We start from the raw sequence: 12,687 nt of genomic DNA, 5'->3' as shown, positions 1-12,687 counted from the left end.
CAGTCAGTCGCCGTTGCGGTAGTAGTCCATCGAGATCGTCACCGGACCGCTGTCGGCCACGGTGACCACTCGCACGATCGCGATGTCGTGAGTGCTGCGTGAGCGCACGCAGAAGGCGCGTCCGGCGGGCAGGTCGCCGAAGGCGAGGGCCGCCGCCGGCTGCCGGTCGATGGCCGCCGCGCACTCGGCCGGGGTCGGCCGGCCGCTGGGGGTGATGGAGGCGTCGCTGTCCGACGGGCTCAGGAACCCGTCGGCGTCGTGCCCCACGGCCCACGGGGTGGACCGTGCGGGTGTGAGCGTGCCGGTGGTGATGTCGAAGTCGTAGGAGTCGTCCGGTGCGGTCAGGACCGTCTCGGTGTACGCCGCGGCGTACGTGGCCGTGCTCGCCGCCGCGTCGGGGCTGGTGTCGTCTGACGATTCCGTGTTTTCGAGGGTCTGGTCGGCCTTGATGACGAGAACCACGCCGCTGGCCGCGCCGCCGAGCGCCATCACCAGCCCCACGACGAGCACCGTCTTCCAGGACGCGCCCTTGCGGCGAAGGCGGCGGCGGGGCTTGCTCTGCTCGGGTGGCGCCGGCGCGGCAACGGCCGCCGGCGGGGTGGGCAGCGGGGCGGTCGACATCCGGGTCGGGGGGTGCGGGGCGCCGAAGGAGCCGGGCGGTGCCTGGGCGGGAACGGAGGCGGGGGAGACAGCCGTGGGAAGGTGCTGCCGCAGGTCGCAGCGGCGGGTGATGTCGGTGCTGACCCCCCTGGGCAGCCAGTCGTCGGCGAAGCGCAACTGCCCGCCCACGGCGGGGTGGGTGCGGGCTGCCTCGATGATCTCGGCGGGAGCCGGCCGGTCCTCGGGCCGCTTCTCCAGGCAGCGCAGCAGCAGCGCGCGCAGGTCGGCCGGGACGCGGTCGAGCCCGGGTTGCTCGTTCACCACGCGGTACAGCACCGCGGTTTCCGGCCCCTCACCGAACGGCGGGGTGCCGCCCGCCACGTAGGCCGCCAGCGCGCCCAGCGCGAAGACGTCCGTCGCGGAGGTGGCCGGCCGGCCCAGGGCCTGCTCGGGCGCCATGAAGGCGGGGGAGCCGATCCGGAAGCCGGTGCCGGTCAGCGCGACGGCGTCGGCCGCGCGGGCGATCCCGAAGTCGATCACGCGCGGTCCGTCGGCCGCGAGCAGCACGTTGGCGGGCTTGAGATCCCGGTGCACCACCCCCACGCCGTGGATCGCCTGCAGTGCCTCCGCGACCCCGCCCATCAGGAGAAGCACCGTGCGCACCGGCAGCGAGCCGTGTTCCCGTACCACCTGCTGGAGCGACGGGCCCGGCACGTACGCGGTGGCCAGCCAGGGCACCTCGGCGTCCGCACCGGAGTCGATCACCTGCGCGGTGTACAGCCCGTGGATCCGCCGGGCGTTGGCCACCTCGTGCGCGAACCGCCGCCGGAACTCCGGGTCCTGTGCGAACTCCGGCCGGACCGTCTTCAGGGCCACCGGCCGGCCGCCGGGTGTGTAGGACAGGTAGACCCGCCCCATCCCGCCGGCCCCGAGCCGGGCGTGCAGCCGGTAGCCGCCCACTTCGCCCGGGTCGTCCGGCTGCAACGGCTGGAAGACCGCCCGCGCGAGCGAGGAGTCCGGGGTCAGATCGGTGGGCATGCGGAGGGTCTCCAGTGGTACGTACGAGCTGTGAGGTGGCTGTTCAGCAGGTCTTCCCGTCCGGGACCGGCTTGAGGTCGAGGAGGTAGGCGTCCACGGCGTCGTCGACGCAGGCGCTGCCGCGGCCGTAGGCGGTGTGGCCCGGCGCCCGGAAGGTGAGCAGCATGCCGCCGGGCAGCTGGGCGGCGAGGTTCTTCGACCACGCGTAGGGCGTGGCCGGGTCGCCGGTGGTGCCGACGACCAGGGCCGGGGGGAGGCCCTCGGCCTGGACGCGGTGCGGCTTCTGCGGTCCGGCGGGCCAGTCCTTGCAGATGAGCTCGGCGAGGACGCCCGAGGTGCCGAAGGCGCCGGCCTCGCGGTTCGCCCGGTCGAGCAGGTCCCAGTAGGGCTGCGGGTCCCCGGGGTGCGGCTGGTCGAGGCAGTTGACGGCGATGAGGGCGTCGGAGGAGTTGCCCGGGGGCTGGTCGTCGGTGGCGCCGGGACCGGATCCGGAGCCGTCGGAGCTGTCGGAGGTGTCGGAGCTTTCGTCCTGAGCCGATATACCGGGGTCGGCGATCTCGGCGAGTTTCGTCCCGTCGCCCTGCTGTGCGGCGCGAAGCGCCTCGGACAGGGGCTGCCACTGGGACTCGGGCGAGTACATCGACATGCTGACGGCGGTGTGCAGCATGGCCTGGTCGAGCCGCTCTTCGGTGCCCTTGATGCGCAGCGGGCGCTTGGAGACCCGCGCGTACAGGTCGGTGATCACCGTGCGGATGCCGTCCGGGGTGGCGGCGGGGCAGGCGTCCCCTGCCACGGAGGCGCATTGCCCGGCGTAGTCCTCCACCGACTTCCGGAAGCCCGTGGCCTGCTGGAGGGCGGCCTCGGACCAGTCGAGTGCGGGGTCGGCCGCGGCGTCCAGGACGAGGGCGCGGACCCGGCGCGGGAACAGCTCGCCGTAGACCGTGCCGAGGTAGGTTCCGTAGGACCAGCCGAGGTAGGTGAGCCTGTCGTCGCCGAGGGCGGCGCGCAGTACGTCCATGTCGCGGGCGGCGTCCAGGGTGCCGACATGCGGCAGGATCGCGCCGCTGCGGTCCTTGCAGGAGGCGGCCTGGCGTTCGGCGTCGGTGAGCGCGGCGTGACGTTCGGCGTCGGTCTTCGGATACAGGCTCGTCGACGTGTCGCCGGCGCCGGATATCGGCGGGTCCTCGGCGGCGGGGTCCGAGGACCCGCAGTCGACGGCCGGCTTGCTGCCGGCCACGCCGCGCGGATCGAAGCCGACGATGTCGAAGCGGGCGCGGGCCCGCTCGCTGAAGGACGACAGCCCGCCGGATTTCAGCTGGTCGACCCCGGATTCGCCCGGGCCGCCGGGGTTGAAGACCAGCGAACCGATGCGCCGGGCGGGATCCGCCGTGACGGCCTTGGCCAGCGGCAGGGTGAACGTCCGGCCGTCCTCGGGGTGTGCGTAGTCCATGGGGACGGTCAGCGTGGCGCACTGCAGCTCACCGCATCGCGTCCAGGACAGCTTCTGCCGGTAGAAGCCCTGCAGCTCGCGCTGCCCGGCAGGATCGCCGGATACGGCGCCGGCGGCGGGCGGGCGTGCGTCATCACCGGCCGGGCCGCAGCCGGCGAGTGCCGTCGCGGCGAGTGCGGCCAGGGCCAGGATCAGGCTGCCGCGCTTGCGGACCGGGTGGTTCATGGGAGTACTCCGTCGGGACTGGTCGGCGCCGGTTCACCGCACGCAGGGCACGGGCGTTCAAGCCGGTGCCGCAGAGCAGGAAGGCGGCCGCCTGCGGCCTGCCCCCCGGACGCGGAGCCGGGTGGGGGTGGGGGGCCACGCCCGGGGGTGTCTCAGGTCGCCGCGTGTTCGATTCCGCTGTGACCTGGATGGATGGTCCCCGAAGGAACCTGAGGATTTGATGAGGACGGGCCCGGGGTCCGAGGACCGGGGCCTGCCTGAAGGGCGGGCTATCCTGACCGCCGTGCGAGTACTGGTGGTCGAGGACGACGGCGATCTGCGGTTCGCGGTGTCCGCGGCGCTGCGCTCCGAGGGGCTGGCCGTCGACGAGGTCGCCGATCTGCCGGCCGCCGACGAGGCACTTTTCGTCACCGAGTACGACTGCGTGGTGTTCGACCGGACCCTGCCCTCCGGAGACGCCATCGACTACGTGGACCAGCTGCGGCGCGCCGGGCGAACCGTTCCGGTGCTGTTCCTCACGGCCCGCGACACCGTCGCCGACCGGGTCGCGGGGTTCGCCGCAGGCGGCGACGACTACCTGGTCAAGCCGTTCGCCGTGCCCGAGCTGGTGGCCCGGGTGCACAACCTGTGCCGGCGGGCGGGGGCAGCCCGGCCACCGGTGCAGCGCATCGCCGACCTGGAGATCGACACCGCCCGCCGGCAGGTGCACCGGGGCGGCGTGCTGCTGATCCTGACCCGCAAGGAGTTCGCGGTGCTGGAACTCCTCGCCGCCCGGGCGGACCAGGCCGTACCGCGCGGCGAGCTGATCGAGAAGTGCTGGGACGAGATGGCCGAGCCGAGCTCCAACGTCGTCGAGGTACTGGTCTCCCAACTCCGCCGCAAGCTCGGCGACCCACCGCTGATCCACACCGTCCGAGGAGTGGGCTACCGCCTGGCACCCCTCACCACCGGCCGCACATGACGGCCGCCGAGGCCCGCGCCCGTCGGCTGCGCCGACGGCTCACCGCTCTGTTCACCCTGACCAGCGCGGCCGGGCTGATCGCCCTCGCGGCGTTCGCCATCCGCACCGACGACAACTCCTGGCGCAACCGGCTCGACGACGCACTCAACCTCCAGACCAGCCGGGCGATCCCGCTGCTGGGCACCGACGAGAACGGCAAACTCGACGCCCGGGCCCTGGAAGAAGGGATCGACACCGAGTGCCCACTGCTCACCGTGGTGGCCACGACGGCGAACAAGCCCACCATCGTCTACCAGCCGCGCCGGGCCTGCGTAGGGCCGCGGAACGAGGACATCGAGGAGGCGGCCGCCGCAGCCGTGAAGGAGGGCGAGGCGATCGCCACGGACACCCTGAGCGAGGAAGGCCAGGAGATCCGGCTGGTTGCCGAGCCTTACACGGCAGCCGACGGTGCGGCACCGGAGGGCGCGCTGGTCGCCGCAGTGGACATGTCCGCGGACCGGGCCGCGCACCGTCGGCTGACGCTGCTCCTGATCGGCGGCTGCGCCGGCCTGGTGGCCCTGTCCGCCGCGGCCGGACACCTGCTCTCCGGACGAGCGATCCGACCCGCGCTGACGGCACTGCGCCAGCAGGAGGAGTTCCTCGCCGACGCGGCCCACGACCTGCGGACCCCGGCAGCCTCGCTGCGCATCCTCGCGGAGACCGCGCTGCGGGACGACGCCAGCCGGGACGCCGCGCTGGAAAGGACCGTGCGGCTGGCGGACCGGATGGGCGACCTCATCGACGGCCTGCTCACCCGCGCCCGGATGGCGGCGGGCGTCAGCGCCCCGGACCGCCGGCCCATGCGCCTGGACCAGCTCGTCGAAGCGGTCGTCGACGACACCGAGACCGGCGGGCACCGCGTGGTCGTACGCACCGAACCGGTCGTCGTGGTCGCAGACCCCGACCTCCTGCGGCGGGCGGTGGCCAACCTGCTCGGCAACGCCCTCGTCCACGGCCACGCCCCCGGCCGGCCTGCGGAGGTCGAGCTCACCGTGACCGCCGACGGCACGCTGACCGTAGACGACGCAGGGCCGGGGGTACCCCGGGAACTGGCCGACTCGCTCTTCCAGCGTTTCCGTAGCGGCTCCGCCTCCGGCTCCGGCTCCAGCGGCCTCGGCCTGTCCATCGCTTCCTGGGTCGCCCATGCCCACGGCGGCACCCTCGACGTCGCCACCAGCCCACGCGGCGGCGCCCGCTTCACTCTCCACCTCGTGCCACGGACGAAGTAGCGCGTCCCGCGTGGCGCGCCAATTCCGCATCCGCCGAAGGCGGTTCGGAGGGACGAAAAAGGCCCAGGTCGCTGACCTGGGCCTTGCCGACCTGGTCGAGCGAGCGGCCGATCTGGTGGAGCCGATCAAGCCGAAGCTACGAGGCTGGCTTCACGCGGGAATGGTCCCCGCATCGCTGGCCGCGGGCATCGTCCTCATCTGCCTGGCAGGGACACCGCAGGCCGCTCTGGTGTGCAGCGTGTACTCCGTCACCGCCTGGCTGCTGTTCGGGACGAGTGCCGTCTACCACCTCGGCACCTGGGGGCCACTCGGCGAGGCCGTTCTGCGCCGCCTCGACCACGCCAACATCTTCCTGATCATCGCAGGCACCTGTACCCCGCTGGCCGTGCTCCTCCTCCCCCCTGACCAGAGGTCTGTACTCCTGTGGATCGTGTGGACGGGCGCGTTGGCGGGAATCACCTTCCGCGTCCTGTGGGTCGGAGCTCCCCGTTGGCTGTACACCCCCTGCTACCTGGCGCTGGGCTGGGCACCGGTGCGTTACCTGTCCGACTTCCTGCACAGTGGAGGGGTGGCCGTACTCGCCTTGATCGTGACCGGCGGGCTCCTCTACAGCGCGGGCGGGGTGGTGTACGCCCTCCAGCGCCCCGACCCTTCACCCCGCTGGTTCGGCTACCACGAGGTGTTCCACGCCTTGACCGTGGCAGCCTTCACCGCGCACTACATCGCCATCTTCCTCGTCGCCTGCTGACCACGACGATGTCCTGCTGCGCGCCCGGCCGGCCCAGCGGGGCCGACGCGTTGCCGGTCGGCTCCTTCCCGCCGCGCTGGCATCTGAGGCGGCCCAGTTCACCGGCGCCGGAGCACGGGAACCGGCGACGCGCGTCGGCGGCGACACCTTCCCGAAGTGGATCTACCGTTCGGTGTCCACGCTCGCGTCGCCATCGGGTGAGCGGTTGGACTCCCGGGTGGCCGGCTTGCCATGCTTACCGACGGCATGCGGGCGCCGCGCTGTGGAGGTCGCCCCGCCCTCCTTTTGCCGCGCGCACGGGCGGTCTCCACCCCGCGCGAGGCCTCCCGGGCCTTGGTCGCAGACGTGGCGCGCGCTTACAGCGGCCGTCTCCAGGACGACGCCACGGTCACCTGCTTGGACTGGCACGGCACCCACCAGGACAAGCGCCGAGGCGACGGGCACATTCACCTCAGGCCGAGGCCGACAGAGAGGATGATTCAGCTACGCGGTGGTATTCGCTGTTGATGCGCTGCGCTTCTTCGAGCTGGTCCTCGAGGATCACGATGCGGCAGGCGGCCTCGATGGGGGTGCCCTGGTCGACGAGTTCCCGGGCGCGGGCGGCGGTGCGCAGCTGGTAGCGGGAGTAGCGGCGGTGGCCGCCCTCGGAGCGGAGCGGGGTGATGAGGCGGGCTTCGCCGATGGCGCGGAGGAAGCCCTGGGTGGTGCCGAGCATCTCGGCGGCCCGGCCCATCGTGTAGGCGGGGTAGTGGTCGTCGTCGAGACGGCTGAACGAATCGTCTGCTGTCATCGCACCTCACTGCGAAACAGGTGGAGGAAACGGGTGAGAACGCGCGGAGGGGCCCTGGTACGTACAGCACCAGGGCCCCGAAGGAACTGCTACACCATCTGCCGGCCCTAGTCCTGCGCCGGCCTTCTGTGTCCGCCGACCCGGCCAAGATGCTGCCGGGAGTGCGGGGATCGCGGTTGCTTGACCGGAGACCACCTCACTATCGATGTCCTGCGGTACCCGGGCTGAGACTTCCGCCCGGGCGATCCTGATGGTGCTCTGCTCCTCCGTTCTTCCCTCGGTGATCAACTGCTTACCCAACGGGAGGGACTGCTCACTGCGGGGTACTGCACTCACTGCTGTACTGCCGGAACTGCGTTACTGCTTGCCCTACTGGTACTGCGAACTGCGCTTACTACGGGTACTGCCACTGCGTTAACTGCGGTACTGCTCGTGGCGGCCCCTGATCACTGCGGGCCACCCGGTCCGGTCGTCAGCCCCGTCGCCGTCCTGCAACCGCTCTGGCTTCGGAACTCCACCACCGCACCGTCCTGCGCACTGCAACTGCGGGTACTGCTGCCCGGCAGTTCGTCTCTGCCAGGCCCTACTGTCTCTCTGCGTTACGAGAGAAACCATAACCACGCCACAGCCCAAAGTCTACTCCGGCCGACATAGATTTTCCGGTGTGCCGAGGCCAGCTGGACGTTCGCGGTCGGGCCAGCATGCCGTGAGCAGCCTGCATTGCAGGTCAGGCGCCCGGAAGGGCCGCAGCCGAAGGCGTGACGGATCCGGCCTCGCCGATTGGCGTCGTACTCTGGCGCCTCTTCGACCCGCTCTTGGAGACCTGAACCGGGTTGGCGCAACGAGGGGCGGGGCACAGGGGTCAGGTAGGCGAGGTCGGGCGCGCACGATCCAGAGACCAGGGTGACCCTGATGAACACGACGGCTGAAAGCTTCGCAACAAGTCGTTCCGTGGCGGTTGTTGCGGATGCACGCGATGCGGCGCGAGCCTTCCTGGATCGTCTGCGGCAACCGGCGATGGCCGCAGAAGCCGCGCACACCGTGGTCTTGGTCGTGTCCGAGCTCGTCACGAACGCCCTGCGCCATGGCGGAGGGACCTGCACCTTGGAACTGACGGCCCACGCGGAGGGCATTGAGGTGGCCGTCCACGACCCCAGCCCGCACGCGCCGCGCATGCGCACCCCTGACATGGACGGTGGCACGGGGGGTTCGGCTGGCCCCTGGTCAACAGACTCGCCCGAGCGACCGCGGTCACCCGTCGGGCCTCCGGCGGGAAGACGGTGAGTGCCCTTCTCGCCTGGTAGCGCGAGCGCTGGAGCGGGCGGAAAGGCCGGTGAATAGAATCAGCTCTCATGTCGAAGCCTGACCAGCTGCTCGTTGATGTCGCCACCCTGGTGGAGTCCGGGCAGAGCAACCAGATGTCCCTGACGGTGGTCACCAGCGGTGCTGTCATCACCGGTCGGCTGGCCCCCGAAGCCGTGTGGAGGAAGCGGGTGTCGGAGGTCCTGACGGACTCGGCCCGCCTGGCCGAGTTCTCCGCCATCTTCACCGCCACGACCCGCCGGGACGGGCCGCCGACCCATCTGCACTTCCACGTGGCCCGCATCCTGCAGGGCCCGGTGGGGATCCCGGAGACGGGTGGGATGTATCGAGTCTCGATCGCGGATGTCAGTGCCTGGACCGTGGGCGACTTCAGCTACTCCGACCACTGACCTGCGCCGCGCAGAGAAAGCCGTCGGTACGCAGGAGGGCCCGACCGGCACGTGCCGGTCGGGCCCTCGTCGCTGTGTCCGTCTCGGCTCGCGCCGGTCCCGTCGTCAGACGATAACGGGGTGCCCGAGCATCGCGGCCGCCTTCTGGAGCGGGCTGAGGACGCGCGTAGGCACGGAGGCCCGGGGGAGGCTGCGGCAGGTGAAGCCGAGCTGGGTCATGGCGCGGAGGACTTCGCCGGCGCTGAAGTCGCGGCGGTCCTGGCGGGTGATGACCTGGCCGACCTGCTTGACGGGGTAGGTGCGGCGGCCGATGATCACGGACTCGCCCATGACCTGCTCGGGCTTGATGCCCTTCATCGATTCCAGGACACCGCTCTTGGTCAAGTCGAACGGGAAACGGGCGATGACACAGCGCATGGATGCCTCACAGGGTGAAGGGGGAACGGTCCGACCACGGTGCGGTGGTTCAGCGGCTGAGGGCGAGGACGCCCAGGGCGCTGCCTTGTTCGTCCACGACGGGCAGGGCGGTGAGCCTGCGGTATCGCATCGCGTGGTCGGCCTCGGCCATCGTCGTCATGGGCGAGGTGAACGGCCCGCGGGCGCCGAGGACATCGCGCAGACGGGTCCGGTCCGTGTACGCCGCGCTGTCGCGGACGGTGAGCTGGGCAAGGGTGACCAGCCCGGTGCACAGGCCGTCCTCGTCGCAGACGAGCAGATGGTCCGCGCGGGCGCCGGCCATGACGGCCAGGGCCACCTCGACGGTCATGTCGTCGCAAACCTGTGGGCCGGCCGCTTCCATGGCGTCGTCCACCGTCCGGTGGACGAGGTCGGCATGGGCATCGGCATGCGCCGGGCGGGGCTGCATCTGGACCAGCGTCACAAGGTGCCTCCTGCAGAGGTGGGTCAGTGTCCTGATCACGTGGATCTCAGGCCGCCGCGTCGAAGGCGGTCTGTCGCAGGCGCGCGCGCCGGGCAGCCGCCGTGGGCCCGCGTCGACCGCGGGAGGCCGTGCTGCGCTTGGGGCGCTCGGACACCGGTGCGGTGATGGTGACCGGGATGCCGGAGGGTGTCTGGGCGCCGGTGATGCGGTTCAGAGCCTCGTCGCCCGAGCGGACCTGGGTGGTCCGCGGGGTGATGCCCGCGGCCTGCATCAAGCGCACCATCTCGCGGCGCTGGTTGGGGGTGACGAGGGTGACGACGCTGCCGGACTCACCGGCGCGGGCGGTGCGTCCGCCGCGGTGCAGGTAGTCCTTGTGGTCGGTGGGCGGGTCGACGTTGACGACGAGGTCCAGGTTGTCGACGTGGATGCCGCGCGCCGCCACGTTGGTGGCGACGAGGACGGTGACGTGTCCGGTCTTGAACTGGGCGAGGGTGCGGGTGCGCTGAGGCTGTGACTTCCCGCCGTGCAGGGCCGCGGCACGGACACCGCAGTCCAGGAGGTCCTGGGTGAGGCGGTCCACGGCATGCTTGGTGTCCAGGAACATGATCACCCGGCCTTCGCGGGCCGCGATCTCCGTCGTCATCCGGTGCTTGTCGGCGCCGTGGACGTGCAGGACATGGTGCTCCATCGTGGTCACCGCGCCCTGCGAGGGGTCGACGGAGTGCACGACCGGGTCGGTCAGGTACCGGCGCACGAGAAGGTCGACGTTGCGGTCGAGGGTGGCGGAGAAGAGCATCCGCTGGCCTTCCGGGCGCACCTGGTCGAGGAGCGCGGTGACCTGCGGCATGAAGCCCATGTCGGCCATCTGGTCGGCCTCGTCCAGGACGGTGATCGCGACCTGGTTCAACCGGCAGTCACCACGGTCGATGAGGTCCTTCAGCCGGCCGGGGGTGGCGACGACCACTTCGGCCCCGGCACGCAGCGCACCGGCCTGGCGGTGGATCGGCATGCCGCCGACCACGGTGGCCAGGCGCAGCTTGACCGCCCGGGCGTAGGGGGTGAGCGCGGCGGTGACCTGCTGGGCGAGCTCTCGCGTCGGTACGAGGACCAGCGCGAGCGGCTGACCCGGCTCGGCGCTCTGGCCGGCCGTACGGGCCAGCAGCGCGAGGCCGAAGGCCAGGGTCTTGCCGGAGCCGGTACGGCCGCGGCCGAGGACGTCGCGGCCCGCGAGGGTGTTGGGCAGCGTCGCGGCCTGGATCGGGAACGGTGTGGCCATGCCCTCACCGGTGAGCGTCGTGAGCAGCTGGGCCGGCATGTCGAGGTCGGCGAAGGCCTCGACGGCGGGCAGCGCGGGGGTGATCGTCTTCGGCGGTGCGAACTCGCCCTGGATCGCGGCGGGCCGGCGGCCGTAGCCGCCCGAGCGGCTCGGACCTCCGGAACGGCTCGGGCTCGACGAGCCGAAGCGGCTGCCCCGCCCCGAACCGGCGCCGGTGCCGAAAGCGGGGCCGCCGGTGCGGCCGCGGGTGCGAGAAGAGCGCTCGTTCGTACGGGTGGGGTTCATGCGGAACCTTCCTTGATGCGGCGCGTATCAAGGAATTACCGCAGCGTAGGAGCGGCGCACGGAATTGCGAGAACGGACCGAATGGAATGCGATAGCGGATCTGGCGGACAGGAATCTGTTCGGGCTCAGACGCTGAAATAAGGTGGCGTCATGTGGACGCGACAACCAAGAAACGAAATCTGGTGCAGCTCCGAGAGGGCCAGTCGGCCCGATCTCTCAATGCTTGATAGCGCGGGTGAACGCACCGCGGGAAATGCATGCAGCTGGGGCCCGCACCCCGAGGGATGCGGGCCCCAGCTGCAGAATGTGTGTCAGCGTCAGGCGGGAACGATGTTCTCGGCCGTCGGGCCCTTCTGGCCCTGCGCGATGTCGAAGCTGACCTTCTGGCCCTCGTTCAGCTCGCGGAAGCCCTGGGTGGCGATGTTCGAGTAGTGGGCGAACACGTCAGCGCCGCCACCGTCCTGCTCGATGAAGCCGAAACCCTTTTCCGCGTTGAACCACTTGACGGTACCAGTAGCCATGTCATATCTCCTTTGGGGCAATACATCAACGTCTGCACTGTGCGGACGCCGTGTCGCCGCGATGATGCCCCGCCCGGAAATTGACCGGGAAATGCAAAGCGCTTCTTGCGGTCCGAAGTCCGGCTGGAGGCGCTTCAAGTTCTTGGGTACCAAAACTGCAACTGAGATCGACAGTAGCACGCTGCGGCGGCTTGTGTGCGTTGAATATTTCTGGCTGCCGTGTGGCGGTAGAAACTCTCCCCGCGGGATCCGTTAAATTCTTAGGTCGCGGTGACAGATATTGATTCACCCCGAGCGCAGCGTTTTCAAGTGCTCGCCGTCGGCTGCAGGACGCGGCAGCGAGGTCGTCGCGAAGCGGGCTGGTTGAGGCCGTATCGGGGTGGGTGCTGACGCGGTGGACCGCTGGAACGGGGGCGCTGTGCCCTCGTGAACTGGTAACGCGGGCGGGGTGGTTGATCGTCCGCGCTACAGGGTGCGAACGGGCGAATCCGAGCGGGCCTGTGGTGCGGGTCGCGCGAAGTGCGTCTCGCGGTTCGAGACGGCATCGCGCTGCTGCGGTACAAGTGGCGCGTGAAGAGCCTTCTGGCCAGGACATTCCTGCGAGTTGGGGCACGCGGAGGGCACGGCGAGGGCTGAGAGGTCTAGGCAACGACGAAGCCCCAGGTCGCTGACCTGGGGCTTCGTTCAAGAGCGGATGACGGGAATCGAACCCGCACTATAAGCTTGGGAATCACTCGGCACTTGGGCCCGGCCAGCCCTGTTGACCTGCGGAAACGCCCATTCCCTGCCTGGTGTGGCTGCTTCCGGCGTAGCCCTTGTTGACCGCTGTTTGCCGTTCCTGCTGGCACGTTGTGGCACGGTCCTGCCGAGAAGGCGAGCAGCACGTGCGGGGCCATCCGGGTGCATTCCTGCCCTTTCATCTTGAAGCGACGC

11 protein-coding genes and 1 pseudogene are annotated in these 12,687 nt (G+C 70.6%); 5 read left to right on the top strand and 7 right to left on the bottom strand.

Annotation, left to right across the window (positions count from 1 at the left end; all coding sequences use genetic code 11):
• Positions 1-3 precede the first annotated feature (3 nt).
• Both ACZ518_RS16500 and ACZ518_RS16495 read right to left on the bottom strand, forming a co-directional pair.
• Entirely contained in the window at positions 4-1,638 is a 1,635-nt protein-coding gene (locus tag ACZ518_RS16500; protein WP_469113726.1) for a serine/threonine-protein kinase, read from the bottom strand.
• 43 nt (positions 1,639-1,681) lie between these two features.
• Entirely contained in the window at positions 1,682-3,313 is a 1,632-nt protein-coding gene (locus ACZ518_RS16495) for an alpha/beta hydrolase (protein WP_469113725.1), read from the bottom strand.
• A gap of 283 nt (positions 3,314-3,596) precedes the next feature.
• Between ACZ518_RS16495 and ACZ518_RS16490 the strand changes: the two genes are divergently transcribed.
• Genes ACZ518_RS16490 through trhA form a run of 3 tightly spaced genes read left to right on the top strand, consistent with a single transcriptional unit; the run spans position 3,597 to position 6,290 of the window.
• Positions 3,597-4,274 (top strand): response regulator transcription factor, encoded by a 678-nt coding sequence (locus ACZ518_RS16490; RefSeq protein WP_469113724.1) that lies wholly within the window; start codon positions 3,597-3,599, stop codon positions 4,272-4,274.
• A complete protein-coding gene (locus ACZ518_RS16485; RefSeq protein WP_469113723.1) occupies positions 4,271-5,542 on the top strand; it encodes a sensor histidine kinase in 1,272 nt (423 codons plus the stop codon). The genes ACZ518_RS16490 and ACZ518_RS16485 overlap by 4 nt, the downstream gene beginning before the upstream one ends.
• Positions 5,543-5,570: 28 nt before the next feature.
• Positions 5,571-6,290: a PAQR family membrane homeostasis protein TrhA gene (gene trhA / locus ACZ518_RS16480; protein ID WP_469114006.1), complete on the top strand. Its 720-nt coding sequence runs from the start codon at positions 5,571-5,573 to the stop codon at positions 6,288-6,290.
• 451 nt (positions 6,291-6,741) lie between these two features.
• Here the strand turns inward: trhA and ACZ518_RS16475 are convergent, their stop codons facing one another.
• On the bottom strand, positions 6,742-7,080 hold the full coding sequence (locus ACZ518_RS16475; RefSeq protein WP_469113722.1) for a MerR family transcriptional regulator: 339 nt from the start codon (positions 7,078-7,080) through the stop codon (positions 6,742-6,744).
• A 912-nt stretch (positions 7,081-7,992) separates the two neighbouring features.
• On the opposite strand from ACZ518_RS16475, the pseudogene ACZ518_RS16470 reads away from it, so the two are divergent.
• Positions 7,993-8,384: pseudogene (locus ACZ518_RS16470) on the top strand (ATP-binding protein).
• Positions 8,385-8,432: 48 nt separating this feature from the next.
• The gene (locus ACZ518_RS16465; RefSeq protein ID WP_469113721.1) at positions 8,433-8,792 is read left to right on the top strand and encodes a hypothetical protein; all 360 of its coding nucleotides are present in this window, start codon (positions 8,433-8,435) and stop codon (positions 8,790-8,792) included.
• Between the two features lie 105 nt (positions 8,793-8,897).
• Here the strand turns inward: ACZ518_RS16465 and ACZ518_RS16460 are convergent, their stop codons facing one another.
• The 4 genes from ACZ518_RS16460 to ACZ518_RS16445 all read right to left on the bottom strand — a co-directional run bounded on the left by ACZ518_RS16460 (position 8,898) and on the right by ACZ518_RS16445 (position 11,754).
• Positions 8,898-9,209, bottom strand: a complete 312-nt coding sequence (locus ACZ518_RS16460) for an SCO5918 family protein (RefSeq protein WP_469113720.1) — start codon at positions 9,207-9,209, stop codon at positions 8,898-8,900.
• 49 nt (positions 9,210-9,258) lie between these two features.
• Complete coding sequence (locus ACZ518_RS16455) at positions 9,259-9,672, bottom strand: CBS domain-containing protein (protein WP_469113719.1); 414 nt, start codon at positions 9,670-9,672, stop codon at positions 9,259-9,261.
• A gap of 46 nt (positions 9,673-9,718) precedes the next feature.
• Positions 9,719-11,233 carry a DEAD/DEAH box helicase gene (locus ACZ518_RS16450; protein WP_469113718.1) on the bottom strand — a complete coding sequence of 505 codons (1,515 nt, stop codon included), beginning with the start codon at positions 11,231-11,233 and terminating at the stop codon, positions 9,719-9,721.
• Positions 11,234-11,550: 317 nt separating this feature from the next.
• Positions 11,551-11,754 carry a cold-shock protein gene (locus tag ACZ518_RS16445; protein ID WP_469113717.1) on the bottom strand — a complete coding sequence of 68 codons (204 nt, stop codon included), beginning with the start codon at positions 11,752-11,754 and terminating at the stop codon, positions 11,551-11,553.
• Between the last annotated feature and the right edge of the window lie 933 nt (positions 11,755-12,687).

The sequence above is a fragment of the Streptomyces sp. NPDC033966 genome, from assembly GCF_055575955.1.
This window is presented reverse-complemented; position numbering and strand designations above follow the sequence as displayed.